At 55.7% G+C, this 20735-nt stretch carries 13 protein-coding genes and 1 pseudogene; 12 read left to right on the top strand and 2 right to left on the bottom strand.

Translation table 11 applies throughout. The annotated features are described in order from the left end of the window. The first annotated feature begins 53 nt into the window (after positions 1-53). The 8 genes from ilvD to F3H58_RS20420 all read left to right on the top strand — a co-directional run bounded on the left by ilvD (position 54) and on the right by F3H58_RS20420 (position 11025). The gene (gene ilvD / locus F3H58_RS20455; protein WP_149743543.1) at positions 54-1727 is read left to right on the top strand and encodes a dihydroxy-acid dehydratase; all 1674 of its coding nucleotides are present in this window, start codon (positions 54-56) and stop codon (positions 1725-1727) included. 489 nt (positions 1728-2216) lie between these two features. Beyond that, positions 2217-3380 (top strand): efflux RND transporter periplasmic adaptor subunit, encoded by a 1164-nt coding sequence (locus F3H58_RS20450; RefSeq protein ID WP_149743542.1) that lies wholly within the window; start codon positions 2217-2219, stop codon positions 3378-3380. A 152-nt stretch (positions 3381-3532) separates the two neighbouring features. After that, positions 3533-6697 carry an efflux RND transporter permease subunit gene (locus F3H58_RS20445; RefSeq protein ID WP_149743541.1) on the top strand — a complete coding sequence of 1055 codons (3165 nt, stop codon included), beginning with the start codon at positions 3533-3535 and terminating at the stop codon, positions 6695-6697. A 79-nt stretch (positions 6698-6776) separates the two neighbouring features. After that, positions 6777-7181: a hypothetical protein gene (locus F3H58_RS20440; protein ID WP_149743540.1), complete on the top strand. Its 405-nt coding sequence runs from the start codon at positions 6777-6779 to the stop codon at positions 7179-7181. A gap of 209 nt (positions 7182-7390) precedes the next feature. Next, positions 7391-8311, top strand: a complete 921-nt coding sequence (locus tag F3H58_RS20435) for a siderophore ABC transporter substrate-binding protein (RefSeq protein ID WP_149743539.1) — start codon at positions 7391-7393, stop codon at positions 8309-8311. 26 nt (positions 8312-8337) lie between these two features. Further along, a complete protein-coding gene (locus F3H58_RS20430) occupies positions 8338-9297 on the top strand; it encodes an ABC transporter permease (protein WP_149743538.1) in 960 nt (319 codons plus the stop codon). Next, entirely contained in the window at positions 9290-10255 is a 966-nt protein-coding gene (locus tag F3H58_RS20425) for an iron chelate uptake ABC transporter family permease subunit (protein WP_149743537.1), read from the top strand. Before F3H58_RS20430 ends, F3H58_RS20425 begins: the two co-directional genes overlap by 8 nt. Further along, positions 10252-11025, top strand: coding sequence for an iron ABC transporter ATP-binding protein (locus F3H58_RS20420; protein ID WP_149743536.1), 774 nt, complete (start codon positions 10252-10254; stop codon positions 11023-11025). The genes F3H58_RS20425 and F3H58_RS20420 overlap by 4 nt, the downstream gene beginning before the upstream one ends. Before the next feature lie 112 nt (positions 11026-11137). Here F3H58_RS20420 and F3H58_RS20415 read toward each other — a convergent pair whose 3' ends face one another. Both F3H58_RS20415 and F3H58_RS20410 read right to left on the bottom strand, forming a co-directional pair. After that, positions 11138-11953, bottom strand: a complete 816-nt coding sequence (locus F3H58_RS20415) for an AraC family transcriptional regulator (protein ID WP_149743535.1) — start codon at positions 11951-11953, stop codon at positions 11138-11140. A 78-nt stretch (positions 11954-12031) separates the two neighbouring features. Beyond that, positions 12032-14191, bottom strand: coding sequence for a TonB-dependent receptor (locus tag F3H58_RS20410; RefSeq protein ID WP_149743534.1), 2160 nt, complete (start codon positions 14189-14191; stop codon positions 12032-12034). A 187-nt stretch (positions 14192-14378) separates the two neighbouring features. On the opposite strand from F3H58_RS20410, the pseudogene F3H58_RS27565 reads away from it, so the two are divergent. From F3H58_RS27565 to F3H58_RS20390, 4 genes and pseudogenes are all read left to right on the top strand, one after another. Then, positions 14379-14843: pseudogene (locus F3H58_RS27565) on the top strand (IS5 family transposase); the annotation flags it as partial. A gap of 1086 nt (positions 14844-15929) precedes the next feature. Further along, positions 15930-16136 carry a hypothetical protein gene (locus F3H58_RS20400; protein WP_149743532.1) on the top strand — a complete coding sequence of 69 codons (207 nt, stop codon included), beginning with the start codon at positions 15930-15932 and terminating at the stop codon, positions 16134-16136. 167 nt (positions 16137-16303) lie between these two features. Continuing rightward, positions 16304-17557, top strand: coding sequence for an efflux RND transporter periplasmic adaptor subunit (locus F3H58_RS20395; protein WP_149743531.1), 1254 nt, complete (start codon positions 16304-16306; stop codon positions 17555-17557). 10 nt (positions 17558-17567) lie between these two features. Continuing rightward, a complete protein-coding gene (locus F3H58_RS20390; protein WP_149743530.1) occupies positions 17568-20714 on the top strand; it encodes an efflux RND transporter permease subunit in 3147 nt (1048 codons plus the stop codon). Positions 20715-20735: the final 21 nt, after the last annotated feature.

Genomic DNA, 20735 nt, shown 5'->3' with positions numbered 1-20735 from the left:
CCTTAGTTTGTCGCCGCTATCATCACCAAGCTAAAACACTAAGGGAGGCCAAGATGCCGTACAACGAACGGTCGCGAAATATTACTCAGGGAATAGCTCGTTCACCCAATCGAGCGATGTACTATGCGCTGGGTTATGAAAAGGCAGATTTCGAGAAGCCGATGATTGGCATAGCCAATGGTCACTCCACGATCACGCCCTGCAATGCCGGCCTACAACCCTTGGCGGACGCTGCTGCGGCGGCACTAAAAGAGGCAGGCGCAAATCCACAACTCTTCGGCACGCCGACAATCTCCGATGGTATGTCGATGGGAACGGAAGGCATGAAGTATTCTCTGGTCTCCCGGGAGGTGATTGCGGACTGTGTCGAAACGTCGGTACAAGGTCAGTGGATGGACGGCGTCCTTGTCCTCGGTGGCTGCGATAAAAACATGCCGGGAGGCATGATTGGCATCCTGCGCGCCAATGTCCCGGCCATCTACGTCTATGGCGGCACGATCAAGCCAGGACACTGGAAGGGGCAAGCTCTCTCGATCGTGTCGGCATTTGAAGCAGTCGGTACCTTCATGGCCGGACGGATGACAGAAGAAGACTTCGAAGGGATTGAGCGCAACGCCTGTCCGACGACAGGGTCATGTGGCGGCATGTACACAGCCAACACCATGAGTTCCTCTTTCGAAGCCTTAGGCATGTCTCTCCTCAACTCGGCCAATATGGCAAATCCGGACCAGGAGAAGTTTGACAGCGCTGCGCAGTCCGCCCGCACTCTCGTCGAGGCTGTCAAAAAAGGCTTGAAGCCACGAGACATCGTCACCCGTCAGTCGATTGAAAATGCGGTGGCCTTGATCATGGCGACAGGTGGCTCCACCAATGCTGTGCTGCATTATCTGGCTATTGCGCAAGCTGCCGAGGTCGAGTGGCACTTGGATGACTTTGAGCGCGTGCGCAAAAGAGTTCCAGTCATCTGCGACCTCAAGCCCTCAGGACGGTTTATGGCGACGGACCTGCACGTTGCAGGAGGCGTGCCGCAGGTTCTCAAACTTCTCTTGAATGCTGGCCTTCTTCACGGTGACTGTCTGACAATCACGGGTCGTACCATGGCCGAGGAGTTGGCCAAATTGCCCGACGATCCAAGGCACGATCAGGAAGTGATCCGTCCGCTCAGCAAACCCCTCTACAGTGAAGGTCATCTTGCGATCCTAAAGGGAAATCTTGCCGAAGGTGGTGCTGTTGCAAAGATAAGCGGACTCAAGAAGCCCGTCATAGAGGGCCCGGCTCGTGTATTTGAGGACGAGCAGACTGCCATGGCGGCCATTCTGGCAGATCGTATTCGCCCCGGCGACATCCTTGTCCTGCGCTACTTGGGCCCGAAGGGAGGCCCAGGCATGCCGGAAATGCTCGCACCCACCTCCGCTCTTGTCGGCCGCGGCCTCGGAGAAAGCGTCGGACTTATCACTGATGGCCGCTTCTCTGGTGGGACATGGGGGATGGTTGTGGGACATGTGACGCCTGAAGCTTTCGAGGGCGGCGTGATTGCTTTTGTCGAGGAAGGTGATCAGATCACCATTGATGCCCATCAGCGCCTTCTTCAACTCAACGTTAGCGAGGACGAGATCGCTCGTCGCCGAGCCAACTGGATACAGCCAAAGCCCCGTTACACTCGCGGGGTTCTTGCGAAATTCGCCGCGTTGGCCCGCCCGGCGAGTGAGGGCGCCGGAACGGGCTAAGCTGGGGCATCGGGCACGCAACACCCAGGTTCCCCTGGATAATCTGGAGTATCCATCTATCCCAGTCGTTTCGAGCTAAAAGAGATTGCGTCGCGATTGTGATTGCGAAAATTGCGACGGGCCTCTCAGGTATCGCTTCACGAGCCCACACTGTTTTGGCATCCGCGAGAGACGAGCGTGTCGCGGCGCCTGGTCGGCTTAGTTGAGGCGCCTCCCGGCATGCGCCACGATCCCATTTCTGCAATGCGCAGTGAGTACCTAACCCGCAGCACTTGGCGCATGAAAAGCTGGCGGTATCGCGATATATTTTGACCGTATTGCGTAATGACGCCAACAACAATCCTCGATAATTTATGACTACCAAAGTCCAGATTTTCTTCCCCATAGGAAATCTGGATGCGCTGGTGTTTGACTCCGACCCCAGTCTCAAACACCAGCCCCCATTTGTCCCACCGCACGCTGCGGCATTGAAACCTGCTGGACCGTCGAATGAGCATTCAAGTACCTAATCTTGCGCAAAGGCTCTTTTACGCCGTTGCGCTTACATCCCTTCTTTCCAATTCGTCCGACGCGCAGGAGGCTTCGGCGATGCCTCCTGCAGCTGTGAGCATCGTGGAACTAAAGCAAAAATCCGTTGCCTTGACCTATCAATACTCGGCACGGATTGCGGCTAGGCGTGATGTTGACGTGCGCGCGCAGGTGGGCGGTATTCTTTTGAAGCGTAACTTCACAGAGGGGTCCTATGTCAAAGCCGGGCAATCCCTGTTTTCGATCGATCCCGCTCCATACAAGGTGGCACTCGAGCAAGCCGATGCGCAACTGAAGCAAGCGGAAGCTCAGCTTAGCCAGGCTCGGCGCGAAGAAAAGCGCAGCATCGACCTTTTTGAGAAAAGCGTCGGAAGCGAGAAGTCTCGTGATGACGCTATTTCAGCGCGCGAGCTTGCAGAGGCGGCAGTTGCGGTCGCCCGCGCACAGGTTGCTGCCGGACAGCTCAATCTGGATCATACATCGGTGGTCGCGCCAGTCGACGGGCTGACCAGCATGGAACAGGTATCTGAAGGAAGTTTGATTGGCACGGATGGCGATGCAGGATTGCTGACAAAGATCACGCAGCTCGACCCCGTCTACGTCAATTTTTCGTTTTCCGACAATGAAACCGCCGAGGTGCAACGCCTGATATCCTCGAAGACAGCGAAGGGGGATAAGCCTGAGCTTCAGGTCGCCGTCACGTTTGCCGACGGTTCCGATTATGAACATACGGGCATCGTCGATTTCACCTCGCCAACGATCGATAAAATGACCGGCACGCTTCAGGCTCGTGCAGTTGTGGCGAACCCGGACCGAAAGTTGCTTCCAGGCCAGTTTGTCCGCGCGCGGATCACGGGAGTCTCGATGGACAACGCGATTACGATTCCTGACATGGCGCTGATGCAGGGACCGCAGGGGCAATTCGTCTATACGATCGATGGTGAAGGGAAGGCGAAAATCAGCCCAGTCACCCTTGGACAGAAGATCGGAAAGGAGTGGCTCGTGACCTCCGGTCTTTCTGCCGGCGATAAGGTAATTTCCGAAGGGATCATGAAGGTGATGCCCGGAGCGCCTGTTCAGGTAACAGAAAATCTGAACGCCTCGACCCAACTGGCTAAAAATTGAGAAGGTCGCGCGTTCCAAGGCGGACGCGACGACCAGTTTAAAGAGTGCGCCAAACGCCCGTGTGCGCGGGATGCGCCGGAAGAGCCGTTTTGCCACGGATCCGGCGGATCAACACGCTATCCAACACGGACGGTGGCTACGAGAGAATCATCATGACATCGCGATTGTTCATCGACCGGCCCGTTCTGGCCGCCGTTATTTCCATTGTGCTTGTGCTTGCGGGCCTTGCTTCTCTGCGTCTTCTCCCAATTGCGCAATATCCAGAACTGACGCCGCCACAGGTTGTGGTGACGGCAAGTTATCCGGGCGCAACTGCCGAAACGCTGGCACAGACAGTTGCGGCTCCGATCGAGGAGCAGATCAACGGCGTCGACAACATGATCTACATGCAGTCGTTCAATTCCGATGATGGGACGATGCAGCTCACCGTCACGTTCGCCCTTGGGACAGATCCAGACCAGGCAACGATCAACGTCAACAATCGCGTCCAGCGTGCGACCGCCTCGCTCCCGGAGGACGTTAAGCGGCTGGGAGTGACCGTCGAGAAGCAGTCCACGTCGATCCTTGGCTTCATCGCCATGTATTCGTCAAACCCGCGATATAATCGTGCGTTTGTTGGCAACTACGCGCTTCTCAACATTGTCGATGATCTTAAACGCATTCCCGGGATCGGTGACGCAAAAATCCTTGGCGACATCGATTACTCCATGCGTATCTGGCTGCGGCCCGATAAACTTGCTCAATACGACCTTACTCCGACAGATGTCGCCACGGCCATCAGGGAGCAGAACTCACAGTTTGCCGCGGGGAAAATCGGCGATCAGCCCAGTCAAAACGATCAGTCCTTCACCTACACCGTCACAACCCAGGGACGGCTTCCCGACACTGCGGCATTTGAGAACATCATCCTGCGCTCCGGTGACGACGGGGCTGCCCTGCGTCTGAAGGACGTCGCGCGTGTGGAACTCGGTACCAAGAGCTACACGCTCGATAGCCAGTTGAATGGTACACCCGCTGTTCCGATCGCACTCTACCTGCAGCCCGGCGCCAATGCCCTGAACACGATGACAGCAATCAAGGCCCGGATGGATGAACTGAAAATCGCCTTCCCCGACGGGATCCAATATGCCGTTCCGTACGACACGACACGCTTCATCCAGGTGTCGATTGATGAGGTGATCCACACGTTTATCGAGGCGATCGTGTTGGTGGTGTTTGTTGTTTTCCTGTTCCTGCAAAACTGGCGAGCGACGCTCATTCCGGTCATCGCTGTGCCGATCTCGATCATCGGCACCTTTACGGGCATCTATCTCCTCGGCTTTTCGATCAATCTGTTGACCCTTTTCGGCCTCGTACTCGCCATCGGCATTGTCGTCGACGACGCAATCGTCGTGCTTGAGAATGTCGAGCGTCTGATGAGCGTTGAAAAACTCTCGCCGCGAGAAGCGGCCATCAAGGCCATGAGCGAGGTGACAGGTCCCGTCATCGCGATCGTGCTGGTGCTGTGCGCCGTTTTTATCCCGGTCTCGTTCATGGGTGGGCTCGCCGGGGAAATGTACAAGCAGTTTGCCGTCACGATTGCCATATCCGTGATCCTGTCTGGCATTGTGGCGCTTAGTCTTACTCCCGCGTTGTGCGCCCTCTTGCTGAAGCCGGGCCACACCGAACCGCTTTTGCCTTTCCGGATTTTCAACCGCGGATTTGATGCACTAACGCGCGGCTATACGGCTGGCGTTCGGTTCTTCCTCAAGCGCTTTACGATCGGATTGCTCATCGTCGGTTGTATGCTTGGAGCAACCGGCTATCTTTTCTATACCCTGCCGGGCTCACTCGTTCCGGACGAAGATCAGGGCGTAGTCTTCACTGTCACAATGCTGCCGCCCGCCGCCTCCCTGACGCGGACCAAAGAAGCAATGGACCAATCGACGACAATCCTGTCGGAGCACCCGGCAATCAGCCAGGTGTTCGCGTTTGCCGGCTTCGACATTCTTTCGAGCAGCCTCAAATCTAATGTCGGCACTTCCTTCATCAACCTGAAGGATTGGGACGAGCGTAAGACCGCGGACTTGGATGCGAGAAATTTGCCGGGACCGATGATGGGGATGAACGCCGGCATCAAGGATGCGGTTGTTCTGGCATTCAACCCTCCAGCCATCATGGGCATGTCAACGACGGGTGGTTTTGAGGCTTATATTCAAGACCGGGCGGGGTTGGGAACCGAAGCTTTGGGCCAGCAAGTGTCAAAGATCGTCGAACTGGCTGCCAAACGGCCGGAACTGACATCGGTCCGTACAAGCTTCGACACGAATATTCCTCGCTTTACGGCGACATTGGATCGAGAGAAGGCCAAGGCGATCGGGGTACCGATCAACTCAGTCTTCGATGCGATGCAGGCTACCTTCGGCAGCCTTTACGTCAACGACTTTACTCTGTTCGGCCGAAACTATCAGGTCAACCTTCAGTCGGAGGCTCCCTTCCGCGAGTCGCCCGATGATATCAGACAAGTCTTCGTGCGATCGGATTCAGGAAGTATGGTTCCCCTTAGCGCACTCGTAACGCTTACGCGGACGATCGGCCCCGATCAGGTGGAGCGCTTCAACGCCTTCGCGTCTGGCAAGGTGACGGGCGATCCGGCCCCCGGCTATACGTCCGGTGACGCGATCCGCGCCATGCAAGAGGTATCCAGAGAGGCGCTCGGAGATGGATTCCAGATCGCATGGACCGGCTCGGCTTATCAGGAACTGGAGGCCAGCGGATCAGGCTCGCTCGCCATGATTTTCGGTGTCATCATGGTGTTTCTCATTCTGGCCGCGCAGTACGAAAGGTGGAGCCTGCCCCTGGCTGTCATCACCGCAATTCCATTTGCTTTGTTCGGAGCGCTTCTCGCGACGATGCTGAGGGGCCTTACAAATGACATCTATTTCCAGATCGGCATGGTAACGCTGATCGGACTGGCGGCGAAGAACGCGATCCTGATTGTTGAATTCGCGGTGCTCAAGCGTCGGGAGGGTGTCACTGCTGCGGAAGCAGCACTTGAGGGTGCCCGTCTCCGGTTCCGCCCAATCGTCATGACGTCGCTCGCCTTCATTCTCGGTGTGTTGCCGCTTGCGATCAGCAGCGGGGCTGGATCCGCCAGCCGCCACGCGATTGGAACCGGCGTCATTGGTGGGATGCTTGCGGCGACCTTCATCGCGACGTTCTTCATTCCAATGTTCTATCGCCTGATCACCTGGAGAGAGCGTCAGCCCGCAGCCGAAAAGCTGCACCAAAATCACGACAGTTCGGTCAATGCCGAATTAGGACCCGGTCAGCTGTGAGCGTTGACCTGTCACCAAGCCTGCGTCTCCGAAACTCAAATGGCTAAAAAGCAATCACGCAAGGTCGAAGGAGAAAATCATGAAAATGGACGCCTCTAAGTTCCCCTACGTCTGGGTCGATTTTACACATAATCACGCAGAGCCAGAACATGATCACAAAGAAGATTTCGAAAGATTCGAAGCTCTTTTGGCACGGAAGGAGAAGTTTGTTTTTCTCAGTCTCACCGCTGAGGAAGACGACCACGAGCACACCCAGGAGGAAAAAAAGCAGGTCTCTCTATGGATGAAAAAACACAAACAGGGTCTGCGGACCTATGTGAAAGGCATGGTCCACATTGAGCCTGGCGGCGCAAAACGTCTCGCTATGAAAGCGTTTGCGGCGGCATTCGCAAAATTCTGGGGCTATCCGTTGCTAATTGCCGGTTCCGAAGAAGAGGCTTTGGGATTTGCTCAGCGTCTCTTGTCGGAAGAGCCGGATAGGTAAAAACCCGGGACATCTGCTCGAAGCGCAAGCAGGAAACGGCCGGATTACGCAATCCTGTCGATCAAAGCCATTTGGCCGGATCGCGATATATTTTGTCCGGATGCCGATATGCAGAAATCAAGCAAACATGACATACAATATCATCTTTATCGGTCGCAAACGATCGACATCATCCGTCCTCAGTTTCGGCTCAGGCTCTAGGAACAGTCATGTCACGAACTCTCTATCTCGCTGCCGTCGTTACGCTGTTTTCATTGTGTGCATCGTTCGATAATGCCCATGCGGGCGGAGTTATGGTTCACCATGCGAGGGGTGAAACCGAGGTCAGGAAAGAACCGAACGTCGTTGCGACACTAGATGTTTCGGCTCTCGACACCTTGTCTGCTATCGGTGTTGACGTGCAGGGGGTGCCGAGCGATATTTTTGTTCCATATCTGCATAAATTCGATGGTCAGAAGTATCCTAAGGTCGGATCCGTCTTCGAACCCGACTATGAAGCCCTCAATGCGATGGCACCCGATCTGATAATCGTTGGCGGTCGATCAAGCCCAAAGTTCGGGGAAGTATCCAGAATTGCTCCGACGATCGATCTCACTCCTGACCTCAAGAACCGGCTGGGAAGCACAATCAAATATGCCGAAGAATTGGGAGAGATATTCGGCAAGCAGAAAGAGGTTTCTGAACGGGTGACGAAACTACGGCAGTCCGTCGAGTCGGTAAAAGAGAAGGCGCGCGCAACAGGAAACGGCCTGCTGGTCATGACGACAGGTGGCAAGATGTCTGCTATGGGACCCGGGACATGGTTTGGGATGCTCTATGATACGTTTGGCATAAAGCCGGCGGTCAAGGACCTCGACACCAGCTTTCACGGCCAGATCGTCTCACCTGAATTCGTACTTGAGACCGATCCCGATTGGCTTTTTGTCATTGATCGCGACGCCGCGATTGGGCAGGCTGGTGCTTCGGCTAAGCAGGTCGTTGACAACGAACTGATCAGGCAAACGAAAGCCTGGAAAATGGGTCACGTCGTTTATCTCGATCCGGTCAATTGGTACATTGTTAGCGACGGTTTGATCGCGATGCAGGCGATGGCCGACGAGCTTTCCAAAGCTCTGTCCAGGGGTCAGTGAGGGCAAGTTTCGCTGGCAGCATCGCAGTGAAGTATTTCGTCATCGGTCTCTTTGGTCTCTCGGCGCTCGTGCTCGTCAGCCTCTCGGTCGGCGCAGTGACGTTGTCGCCGCATGATCTGTTCTTCGGGCAGAGCGAAAAGGCGAGATTGATCCTTTTCTCGAGCCGAGTTCCCCGCACGATTTCTCTTGTTCTAGCCGGCGCCTCGATGGCGATCGCCGGCTCCATCATGCAGATGCTGTCGCAGAACCGCTTTGTGGAACCGGGTACGGCTGGAACGATAGAATCGGCGATATTTGGCCTTCTCGTCGTAACCCTCATTGCACCCGGCCTGCCTGTTTTCTTTAAAATGCTTGTGTCGGTCGCGACGGCATTACTTGGGACCGCTTTGTTTCTTGCAGTGCTGGAACGTGCGCCTTTGCGATCGCCCTTGTTGGTTCCATTGGTTGGCTTGATGCTTGGCGGTGTGATCAACGCAGGCGCCACATTTATTGCTTACCGCTTCGACGTTCTGCAATCACTCGTCGGATGGTCGACGGGGGATTTCTCAATGGTGCTCCGCGGTCGCTATGAATTGCTGTGGGTGTCATTTGTCGCTGCCGTTGCTGCCTATGCGATTGCCGATCGCTTCACTCTCGCCGGACTTGGCCAGGACATATCGAGCAATCTCGGTGTGGACTATCAACGGACGTTGGTCGTGGGCCTCGGCATTGTCGCCCTTGTGACGGCATCCGTCGTGGCGACGGTCGGCGCGGTGCCATTCGTGGGACTGGTGGTGCCGAACGTCGTCAGCACGATAATTGGCGATAACGTAAGGAGAGCGGTCCCCTGGACGGCGTTACTAGGCGCGGTATTCGTGCTCGGTTGCGACATCGTGGGCCGGACAATCGTAAGGCCCTACGAAATACCCCTAGGATCAATCGTCGGTGTACTCGGAAGCGCCATCTTCCTGCTTCTCCTCAAAAGGGCGGCATCACGATATGGCTGAATCGATCGACAACCGCAGACCGATAGCGATCCTCATCTTCCTGGCGGCTATCGCCTTTCTGGCGGCCCTTGCTTTCCTCACTGTCGATCTAGGGCCGAACTGGTCCTATGCTCTAGGTCTCAGAACACAAAAACTGGCAGGACTGCTACTGGTCGCCTATGCCATCGCGACGTCGACGGTCGTGTTTCAAACGATAACCGAAAATCGAATTCTGACACCCTCAATCCTGGGATTCGACGCATTCTACATACTCATACAGACGGTTTTGGCCTACGGATTCGGCCACCTGCCCATGAGCAGCAAGAACCCGCACATCCTCTTTCTTCTACAGACCGCGATCATGGTCGGCGCTTCGGTATTGATCTATCGATGGATGTTGGGCGGTGGAAAACGGGATCTCCAATTCGTCGCGCTGGCCGGTCTGATGTTTGGAATCCTCCTGCGCAGCGTTTCCAATTTCATTCAGCGCGTGATTGATCCCGGAGAGTTCGCCGTGCTGCAAGATCGCATGTTTGCAAGTTTCAATCTTGTTCGTGCCGATCTATTGGGAATATCGGCCATTCTGATCGGTCTAGCCTCCCTGATTGGCTGGCGGACGCGAAGCGATCTCGACGTCCTTGCCCTTGGCCGTGAAACTGCGATCAGTCTTGGGATGGAGTATAGCCGATCCGTCAGGGTAGCGCTTTTTCTGGTCTCGGTGCTGGTGTCTGTCTCGACGGCATTGGTCGGGCCGGTCACGTTTTTCGGCTTGCTTGTCGCACATCTCGCCTATCGGATCGCCGGCACCCATCGCCACGCTTTCATTTTGCCAGCGGCGGTATTCATCGCTTCAACCACTCTGATCGCGGGTCAGTTCGTACTTGAACGCCTGTTTGCGTTCACAACGAGCCTGAGCATCCTCATCGAATTTTTCGGCGGGATCGTTTTTCTGTTCCTCATCACCCGGAGAGCAACTTGATCGAGACACGAGGCCTCACAAAGCGCTACGGCGAGACGGTGGTTGTCGATAACGTGTCCGTTGGAATCCCGCGTGGCGGAGTGACGTCCATTATCGGTCCTAACGGTGCGGGGAAATCAACGCTCCTGTCCCTCATCAGCGGGCTGACACCGCCAACGAGTGGTGCCATCACGATTGATGGAATGAGCATCGTTTCTATACCGGCCCGGCATCTGGCGAAGCTCCTCTCGATTCTCAGGCAGGACAATCATTTTTCGGTGCGGCTGACGGTTTCGGATTTGGTGGCTTTCGGACGCTATCCCTATTCGCGGGGACACCTGACGCCAGCGGATCACCAACATGTCGACAAGGCCCTGGCCTACCTCGGCATCGCCGGCCTCAAGGTGCGCTTCGTCGACGAGCTCTCAGGCGGTCAAAGGCAACGTGTCTTTCTGGCCATGGTTCTTTGCCAGGACACGGATTATCTCTTGCTCGACGAGCCCTTGAACAGTCTGGATATCAAGCATGCCGCCATCACCATGCAACTGTTGAGGCGTGCCGCCGACGAACTCGGCAAGACAATCGTCACAGTCCTGCACGACATCAATTTCGCAGCGGCTCATTCAGATCGTGTCATCGCAATGAAGGATGGCCGCATCTTCTGCGATGGGCGCCCGGAAGAGGTGTTCACTCCCGATTGTCTATCAAAGCTGTTTGAAATGGAAATGGGTGTTCAGGTCTGGGAAAAACAAACGATCATCAATTACTTCGGGCTTTCGTCGCGGGATTAGGGGCGCGGACGAGTTGATACCACTTGGCGGGCCGCGCCTGACCCAGTGCCCATGTTCGTTTCGAGATTTGGGGAACACCTTGTGTCAGGTGCACGGGATGGAAGCGCCCATCTCAGGACGGGCGCGCTTCGGCCAGGCTGTAGGTCTGGTCCATCAAGTACCGGGCCGGCGGCTTTCCCAACGTCTTTCGAAACATTGTCACGAAACTGCTGGCACTTTCATATCCAAGATCTATCGCGACATTTTGAACGATCTCGCCGTCGCCCAGTCGCTGAAGTGCTAAGACAACATGCAACTGGCGTCGCCACCGGCCAAAGCTCATCCCGGTCTCAACGAGCAGTGACCGGCTCAAGGTGCGTTCACTCAAGCCTATCCTCGATGCCCATTGGGCGAGCGTCGCCTTGTCTCCTGGATGTTTCAGAAGCAAGTCTGCAAGCTGCTGAAGGGGGACTGACTTGGGCATCGGAAACGAGAGTTTGACCTCCTGTGCCGCATCCAACTCATCCAACAGGACAGCCAGGATGCGAAAATCCGCGTCGAAGAACGGCGCATCGACAGGCGACTGCGCGCATTTAAGAACCAGTTCCCTCAAAAGAGGCGAAACGGAAAGGGTTGCGCAAGACTTTGGCTGCCTGGTGATCAATTCAGGTTCGATGAAGACCGCGTAGCATTCGATGTTACCAGACAAGCGCCCCGAATGAGCTTTTCCTGCGGGCATCCACAGCGCAGCATGGGGAGGGACGATCCAAACACCATCGTCTGCTTCGCAAGTCACCATTCCTCTGAGGTTCAGCAAAAGCGAGGCCTTGTTGTGTGCGTGTTGTCCCTTCTCCCAATAGGAAACCGCTTTTTTTGCACCAACGACGATGAGAGGTTTATCCACCGTATCAGGATCAAATTCAGTCTCGAATTCTTCCAGGATAGGCATTGGAAAACCTCTTCATCATCTTCAATCAGTATTGGCGCAGACGCACATGCCATCATAGCGCTGCTATAGCGTAGCCGGTCAGAAGGATTTTGAAATCCCCACCCCCAGGACGCGGCCCTGGCTCACGGAAACAAGCTGGCTGCCGAGGAAACCAGCCGAGCCGAACGTTTCATAGCGTTCGTCGAACAGGTTGCGCCCGAAACCGTAGATTTCAAAATCACCGCCCGCGTTTTTCCAGCCGACCCGAGCATTGACGATGCTATAGGCGTCAAGGTCGAATGTGGACTGCACATCAGCAGGGCGAGAGCTTCTGTACTGATAATCTATGGCGGCATTGAACGAGCCGGGCAAGCCTACCATTTCAGCATCCGTTTCATAAGCCAAGCCCGCCGAAATACTCCATTCCGGAATATTGGGAACCCGATTGCCTTCGAAAATCGAGCTCGCTCCGTCCGAGCCGAGGCGGGTGTGTGTGTAGCCTATGCCCGCGTTGAAGCTCAATTCGTCCGTAATTGCAGCACGCGCCTGCAGTTCGAACCCAGACGTCTCGTAACTCTGGAAGGTCGTGGCAAAGCCTCCGAGGCCGGGATCGTAATAGCTCAGGACGCCGTTCTTCACGTCGTTGTAAAAGACGCTCCCGTCCAGTTCGAGACGGTCGTCGAAAAGCGCAACCTTGGTGCCAATTTCATAAGTCCAGTTTTCGGCCGCCGGATAAGCATCGGCCACGGAACCGTTGTTCGGATAAGAAAACAGCGGGTAGATTCTGGTCCCATGGCCTCGGGCGATGGAGACGTAGCTCTGTGCAGAATTGGTCCATTTGTAAGCGAGCGCTGTGCGTCCCGTGAGATAGGTGCCATCGGCTTCGCTGTCGCCAGTGAGGCTGGCAACACGAAGATCGTTGGTCTGTTTTAATTTGATGTCATCATGACTCAGGCGTCCCCCGAATGACACTTCCCATTTGTCGCCGAGCGGGATGGAAGCGTCGCCGAACAGGCCGAGATTCAAAGCTCGAAGGTTCGTGTCCATGGTGACGAGACCGGAATATGGGAATGGCGCACATTGGGGAGCGGTGCAGCTATGGTCGAGATCCGAATAATTGATGCTCCCTCCCACGACCCACCTGATATCGTCCCCTTCAAGTGAGTTAAGCCGGATTTCCTGACTGAAGATCTTTTCCTTGTCGATGCCGTGCCAGACATTGCTCCCCACCAACGGGAACAACGACGGAATGAGGACGTCATTTGCTTCGGTCCGGGCCGTCATCTTGTTATTCTGAAAGCCGGTGATGGACGTGAGGGAAAAGTTCTCGAACTCGTGCTTGATAGTCAATCCGAGATCGGCATGCGTCGTGACATAGTCCGGTTCTGTTACGACCCCACTGATCGGAAACCCCGGCGCTCCACGCAAAAGAGAAAAGGGGGCGTTTGAATTGTCACGAAGATAATTCCCGGTCAGTGTGATGGTCGTGTCATCGAGGCCAATGAATTGCAGCCCTCCGCGGAAGGCACCGATTTTTCTTGCACCAAGATCGTCGGTAAACAGGCTGTCGATATCCCCGTCATAGTGGTTGAAACGGATTGCCATTCGCCCGTTCAGAGCGTCGGGAATCAGCACGCCGCCAAGTGTGGCTTCGCCCATGGCATAGCCATGTTCTCCGTATTCCGCCGTGATCTTTGCCTCGTGTTCGCCGTCCGGCTGTTTGGTGGTCACATTGATTGCACCGCCAAGGGAATTCGTGCCCCAAAGCGTCCCCTGCGGCCCGCGAAGAACTTCAACATGATCGATGTCGAAGAGCATGTTCTGGGAACTCAACATGCTCTGTGGTATGCCATCAACCGTAAAGCCGATTGTGCCATCGGAGAAGTTGTTCGGCACGCCCAGCGAACTGATGCCGCGGATTGAAAAGAACTGTCTGCCCACGGATGCATTCTGCCATACGACATTTGGAGAAGCCGCCGCTATCGCTCCGCTCGAATCGAGTGCATTACTTTCAATATCATCCGGCGTCACGACGGTGATACTTTGAGGTACATCCCTTATTTGCTCTTCCGTTTTTCGTGCAGTTATGATGATCGGCTTGAGGATAGTCGATTCCTGTTCTTTCGCTTCTTGGGCGTTTGCAGAGATAGCCGCCGTGGCGACTATCGCAAGCATCGACACGCGAACTAGGCATGTCGTTCTATGTTTATTTAGGAATTTAATTCGTCCGCCTGGCTGGCCACCCAAATAGCTGCTCATGCTCTATCGCCCCGATTCAGATAACTTGACTACGTTTGTCTTCTAATCGGCTTCCTGATCACCAGCATTTCGACATTCGGACAAAATATTTCTCATTTCGGCCAAACTGCCCTGGGGGAAAAGCACTGTGGGATTTTTATTACATAGAGTGCTTCCGCTTTCGGTCTTTGCGCTCTTGGCGTGGCCACTGAAAGCACACCGCACGGCGGCGAGCCTGCTCAAAAAGGGGATGTTCCCCGTCGTATCGGGCGAACAAAAGGCGGACTGAATTCCAAGCTGCACACCGTTTGCGATGGGGAGGGACGCCCGATCATCATGCTGCTCAGCGAAGGTCAGATGAGCGACCATAGGGGCGCTCGTCTCGTGCTGAATGCTCTGCCGCCAGCCAAAGCGCTGATTGCTGACCGTGGATATGACAGTAACGCGTTTCGGGAAGCCTTGCTGGCCAAGGGCATCGAACCCTGCATCCCTTCGAGCCGAAGCAGGAAGGTGCCATACCCCTATGACAAGGCGCTCTACAAAGCGCCACAAGGTCGAGAACCTTTTCGCCAAGCTCAGGGACTGGCGGCGCATCGCAACCCGTTACGACCGTTGCGCACACGCTTTCTTCTCAAGCATATGCATCGCTGCAACCGTCATCTTCTGGCTATGATTTAATGAGTCCTGAGCCTAGGGGTCGGAGAAAACTTTTCGATCTCTGGCTGACCCATGGGACGTCATTCCAGAGGCAATGAAGATGGTGATCGCATTGAACTTGGCTCGCCTAGAGACGAACCGATCCCTCTCAGCTGCACAACCTCGATATTTTCTGTATCGGGACGAAGTACGTGTCCAGAGAGTCAGAGGCGAAGCGATATTACTGAAAATCGAAAGAACTTGATTGATCCCACGAAAGACGAATGTTTTATCATTGAACGCTGGCGCCGGATAAACGTCCTGCAGGCCATGACAAGCGATGCGCTGATGCGGTCGCTCACGCTTGCCTGGAGCGTCAGTGTCCGACGGTTCGCGTGAGCGATCAGGCCACGACGGAGTTGAGTGTCAAGCTCACCCCAACCACCACGACCAAAAGGAAGACGTCGGCAAGCAAAGCCCGGGCAATGCCGTGAGGTTTGGGCTGCAAACGGGAAGATAATCGTCTCTGAAATTTTCCATGACTGTTTTCTCTCAGATTTCAGACTGTCGGCGAAGCGATGGCGATCTGCCGCTGGCTTCATCTCGACTTGGCAAAACTACGGTGAGGGTGTCGCGGAAATTTCGCAGGGCAGGTCAAAATTGTAACCGAATGTAACGCTCCCGCGTTGGTGCGGACTCAATCGCTTCAACGCGGTGCCGATCTCCATAACCTTCTTGTGGAAGGTGTTGTCAAAGTGCGACCTGATCACGGCGCTGAGCCGCCGATTGGCGAAACGCGCCTTGATGCGCAAGCAACAACGGGCTCCAAATGGCCAAGCCCGCGGCAAGCAGACGGGCGAAATTCTTTGAGCCAGTTTCTTCAACGAGCGACACCTACTTGCGACCATTCAACGGTCGAACCCAGCGATCGCAAAATTCCGGTGGCACTCTACTTTGGACTCTATCCTATTGGCGTCAAGGGGATTCTCGATCACGCCAGTTGGGGTAGCAGATACAACACAATCGAATGCAGGTATTGCGACATCAGTTGTTACATCTTTGGCAAAACCAGGAGACATCGCACTGTCACTATGACGTCAATTCAGCACGTCGGAGACCTAACATGACCCTTGGACTTTGGGAGATCCGTGAGATCAAGCAAGCACTCATTGCTTTCTGCGAAGAAAACGAACTGGAGCTCGACCATCAGAACGCTCTCATGGCCGCGCAGCAGCTGCTGCGGTTCGCCCAGCAACGATCTGCCACGTCCGAACAGTTGCTCAGTCAATTGCGCTTAGCGAGTGCTGAGTTGTTTCAAGAGGCGTCATAGGGGATTTACCTAAGGTCGGGGCTACGGCGCCGAAACGTGCGCCGTAGCTCCGACAGATTGATATAATTTCGGACGCCCCCGGCATATCGGCGCGACAAGCCTCCATTACACAGCGAGCAATCGCCGCGACGGCTCCATCAATGGCAATCTTCAGCACGAGGCAGTAAATGATCAAACGTCCCAGGCTCCTCCTTCAGACGCTTTTTCTCGTATCGTGCACTTTCGTGTTGCACGGCTGCAATTCCGAGGTTGAGGCACAACAGCCCGTCGCGACCCCGGATCCCGAAGTAAGTGTTCAAGTACTTGAACAAAAAACCGTACCCCTTACCCGTGAACTGCCGGGGCGTACGAGCGCCCATCTGGTTTCTGAGGTTCGACCGCGGGTGACGGGCACCATCCAGAGACGCGTGTTCGAAGAAGGTAGCCAGGTCGATGCCGGCGACGTCCTTTACGAGCTAGACCCGACGGCCTTTGAAGCTGCCTATCGAAATGCTCAGGCCAACTTACAGCGGGCGGAGAGCGCCGTGCCGAGTGCCCGGGCCAGGTTCGAACGTTATGAGCGGCTAACCGCCAACAATGCCGTGAGCCAGCAGGAACTGGACATTGCCCGGACTCAATTGCTCCAGGCGGAAGCAGACGTTGCAGCGGCAACGGCGGCACTTGAAACTACCCGCATCGAACTTGACTACACAAAGATAGTCGCCCCGATCAGCGGACGGGTGGATGGCTCAACCGTCACGCAAGGGGCTTTGGTTACGCGGGATCAGGCGCAGCCGTTGACTGTCATCCGTCAGCACGACATCATTAATGTTGATCTCGTGAGGTCTAGTGCCAGTCTCCTGGCTCTCAACAAGGCACTGACGTCCAACAGCATCAGATCAAACGGGGACTATGTCACAGTTGAACTGAAGCTTGAGGACGGTTCACGTTACCCTCATCCTGGCAAGCTTCAGTTCCTTGGGTCAGCAGTTTCGCAGTCAACAGGAATGGTGTCGCTGCGCGCGGTCTTCCCCAACCCAAACGGCATTTTGATGCCGGGCATGTATGTGCGCGCCCTTATCGAAGAAGGCTTCGTCGAAAGAAGTTTTCTTGTCCCGCAACGGGCTGTATCTCGCAATCCCCGCGGACAAGCCGTCGCCCGGTTTGTCACCGATGAAACGAAAATAGAAGAGCGCGTTCTAACCGTTGATCGGTCAGTCGGAAACAGCTGGCTCGTCACCGCCGGCGTGGCTGAAGGCGACCGCGTTGTGGTGGAGGGTTCGCAGCGAACGCGGGTGGGACAGAACGTCCGAATCAAGTTCGCCGTCGTTGAAGATGACACTGGCGAAGTGCGCAGCGTCGAGGAAGCCTCCGTGTCGTCGCACCAACCCCGTCGCGACACCAACAATCTTATGGGCTCGCGCACCCTGTCACTTCAATAGGATACAGATCATGTCGCGTTTTTTTATCGAACGTCCCATCTTCGCTATTGTCCTGGCAGTTGCGATCATGATGGCAGGGGCCCTCTCGATCCCGTCGCTGTCGATTTCCCAATATCCTCAGATCGCGCCGACTGCAGTTCGGATCACCGCCAATTATCCCGGAGCAGATGCGAAGACCGTAGAAGACTCGGTCACGAAGGTAATCGAGCAAGGCATGACCGGGATCGACAATGTCGACTACATCTCGTCGAACTCCACGGCGACGGGCGAGTCATCAATCACACTCACCTTTACCAGCGAAGCGGATCCCGACGTGGCGCAGATGCAGGTTCAAAACAACCTTCAGCTCGTCGAAGCCCGTCTGCCTCAGGCCGTCCTCGATAGCGGGTTGACCGTCTCGAAGTCGACGGCAAGCTTTTTCTTGATTGCCGCTCTCGCATCGTCTGATGGAAGCCTCAACGGGAACGACATCGCCGACTTCATCGATACCTCGCTCATGGATACGTTACGACGCGTACCCGGCGTCGGGGAAGCGCGGCTTCTTGGGTCGGATCGCTATGCGATGCGGATCTGGATCGATCCGGATAAGCTGGCTCAACACGAGTTGATGGTAAGCGATGTAACGCAGGCGATCCGCGCGCAAAATACGCAGGTCTCAGCGGGGCAGCTTGGCGCCCTGCCGCAGCGACGTGGGCAGCAGCTCAATGCAACGGTTACGGCAGGCAGTCGCCTGCAAACCGTGGAGCAGTTCGAGGCGATTATTCTCCACAGTGATGCAGACGGTTCCGTCATCCGCCTGAGCGACATTGCGACGGTCGAGCTGGGGGCAGAGAGTTACACCCTCTCAAGTACCTACAGTGGAACGCCTGCCGCCGGGGTCGGTTTCCGATTGGCGTCCGGTGCCAATGCACTGGACACCGCTGAAGCAATACGTGCCGAGATTGAGCGGCAGCGCCCGAATTTTCCGGCCAGCGTCGATGTACATTACCCGTTCGACACGTCTCCTTTTGTCCGGTTGTCGATCGAAGGAGTGGTGATGACACTCATCGAAGCCGTCGTTCTCGTCTTCATCGTGATGTATGTGTTCCTGCAAAATGTCCGAGCGACCATTATCCCCACGCTGGCCATTCCGGTCGTGCTTCTGGGGACGTTCGCCGTCCTGGAACTTTTCGGCTACTCCATCAATACGCTCACGATGTTCGCGATGGTGCTGGCGATCGGTCTCCTGGTGGATGATGCCATCGTCGTCGTCGAGAATGTCGAGCGGGTCATGGAGGAAGAAGGGCTCGATCCGCGCGAGGCGACAATAAAGTCGATGGGTGAGATCAGCAGCGCTCTCGTCGGCATCACAACTGTACTAGCCGCAGTGTTCATTCCGATGGCGTTCTTCTCTGGCTCCGTCGGTATCATCTATCGGCAGTTTTCGGTGACCATTGTCACGGCCATGGTCTTGTCTGTCCTTGTCGCGCTGGTGCTGACGCCTGCTCTGTGCGCATCGCTCCTCAAGAGACCCAAACATGGTGCACAAAAGGCTGCGCCGTTCCGATGGTTCAATGCAGGATTTTCTCGCTTTACAAACGCGTACCAGAAAACCACTCAGCTTCTGCTTCGCCGCATTGCTATTGGGGTCGTGATGTGTGTGGCAATTGCAATCGGGGTGGGCTTTCTATTTTCAAGGCTGCCTTCGGCGTTTCTTCCCGAAGAGGATCAGGGGCGCCTTGTCACCGCCGTCCAGCTACCACCCGGTGCAACGGCTGATCGTACACGGCGAGTTCTCGATCAGGTCATAGAACACTACCTGACGAACGAGCGCGACTACGTCGAAGGCATATTCGGGTCGGTTGGCTTCAGTTTTGGCGGGCAGGGACAGAATGTCGCGACCGTATTTGTCGCGCTCAAGGATTTTGATGAGAGGCAAACGCCTGAGGCGTCGGCTGCGGCGATTGTGCGGCGCGCGATGGCAGCTTTTGCGAAGATATCCGATGGGCGCGTCGTGGCACTTGCTCCTCCAGCCATTCCGGGTTTCGGAAACAACAGCGGTTTTGATTTCTTCCTTCGCGATACCGGCAACGCAGGGCATGAGGCTCTCATGGGCGCTCGCAACCAGCTATTGGGAGCCGCCGCGCAAAACGACCGGCTGACAGGCACACGCCCCAACGGGCAGGACGATACGCCCCAATATTCGATTGCTATAGATCGCGACCGCGCGAGCGCTCTGGGCATCAACCTGTCAGATATCGACGCGACGCTGTCGACGGCGTGGGGAGGCACCTACGTCAACGATTTTCTCGACCGCGGCCGTGTAAAACGTGTTTATGTCCAGTCCGGCGCGGAGTTTCGCATGCAGCCGGAGGACTTCGAGCGATGGCATGTCCGCAATAATCTCGGTGAGATGGTTCCGCTATCATCTTTCGCCACCGGCAACTGGACGTTCGGATCACCACGGTTGGAGCGTTATAACGGCGTGTCCGCAGTTCAGTTGCAGGGTTCGCCGGCAACTGGGGTAAGTTCCGGGCAGGCAATGGATGAGGTCGACCGTATGGTTGATAATCTTCCAGCAGGCTTTTCCCACCAGTGGACTGGCCTGTCAGCGGAGGAGCGTCTTGCAGGCAATCAGGCTCTCCAGCTCTACATCATCTCTGTGATCGTCGTCTTTCTGGCGCTGGCTGCACTATACGAAAGCTGGACGGTGCCCTTGTCCGTCATGCTGTCGGTTCCGGTGGGCATTTTGGGAGCACTGATCGCGGCAAGCCAGTTCGGCCAGCTGAACGACGTTTATTTCAAGGTGGGGCTGCTGACGACCATTGGGCTCACGGCCAAGAACGCGATCCTCATTGTTGAGTTTGCTACGGCGGAGGAATTGAAAGGCAAGGGCCTCATCGAGGCAACAATCGAAGCGTCCCGTCAACGGCTTCGACCTATCCTCATGACCTCCTTCGCCTTCATCTTGGGAGTATTGCCCCTCGCAACCGCCTCGGGCGCGGGGGCTGGCAGTCAGAACTCTATCGGTATCGGCGTGATGGGCGGGATGATTGCCGCAACCGTTTTCGGCATATTCCTAATTCCGGTTCTATTCGTTGTGATCCGTAAACTCGCAGGCGCCACAAGATTGAACTCCCCGAATGTCCAATCGATCGCGAACGCACCGGCAGAATAGGATCCAGTCCTGAAGCTAGGT

Origin of the sequence: Rhizobium sp. NFACC06-2 (genome assembly GCF_900101425.1) — a bacterium.
In the GTDB taxonomy this organism is placed as follows: domain Bacteria; phylum Pseudomonadota; class Alphaproteobacteria; order Rhizobiales; family Rhizobiaceae; genus Agrobacterium; species Agrobacterium leguminum.
This window is presented reverse-complemented; position numbering and strand designations above follow the sequence as displayed.

Bases quoted from the DNA above. Each gene is read 5' to 3' on its own strand.
- F3H58_RS20435 (WP_149743539.1), top strand. From the start codon at position 7,391: ATGTCACGAACTCTCTATCTCGCTGCCGTCGTTACGCTGTTTTCATTG.
- F3H58_RS20425 (WP_149743537.1), top strand. From the start codon at position 9,290: ATGGCTGAATCGATCGACAACCGCAGACCGATAGCGATCCTCATCTTC.
- F3H58_RS20395 (WP_149743531.1), top strand. From the start codon at position 16,304: ATGATCAAACGTCCCAGGCTCCTCCTTCAGACGCTTTTTCTCGTATCG.
- ilvD (WP_149743543.1), top strand. From the start codon at position 54: ATGCCGTACAACGAACGGTCGCGAAATATTACTCAGGGAATAGCTCGT.
- F3H58_RS20440 (WP_149743540.1), top strand. From the start codon at position 6,777: ATGAAAATGGACGCCTCTAAGTTCCCCTACGTCTGGGTCGATTTTACA.
- F3H58_RS20445 (WP_149743541.1), top strand. From the start codon at position 3,533: ATGACATCGCGATTGTTCATCGACCGGCCCGTTCTGGCCGCCGTTATT.
- F3H58_RS20410 (WP_149743534.1), bottom strand. From the start codon at position 14,191: ATGAGCAGCTATTTGGGTGGCCAGCCAGGCGGACGAATTAAATTCCTA.
- F3H58_RS20415 (WP_149743535.1), bottom strand. From the start codon at position 11,953: ATGCCTATCCTGGAAGAATTCGAGACTGAATTTGATCCTGATACGGTG.
- F3H58_RS20400 (WP_149743532.1), top strand. From the start codon at position 15,930: ATGACCCTTGGACTTTGGGAGATCCGTGAGATCAAGCAAGCACTCATT.
- F3H58_RS20450 (WP_149743542.1), top strand. From the start codon at position 2,217: ATGAGCATTCAAGTACCTAATCTTGCGCAAAGGCTCTTTTACGCCGTT.
- F3H58_RS20390 (WP_149743530.1), top strand. From the start codon at position 17,568: ATGTCGCGTTTTTTTATCGAACGTCCCATCTTCGCTATTGTCCTGGCA.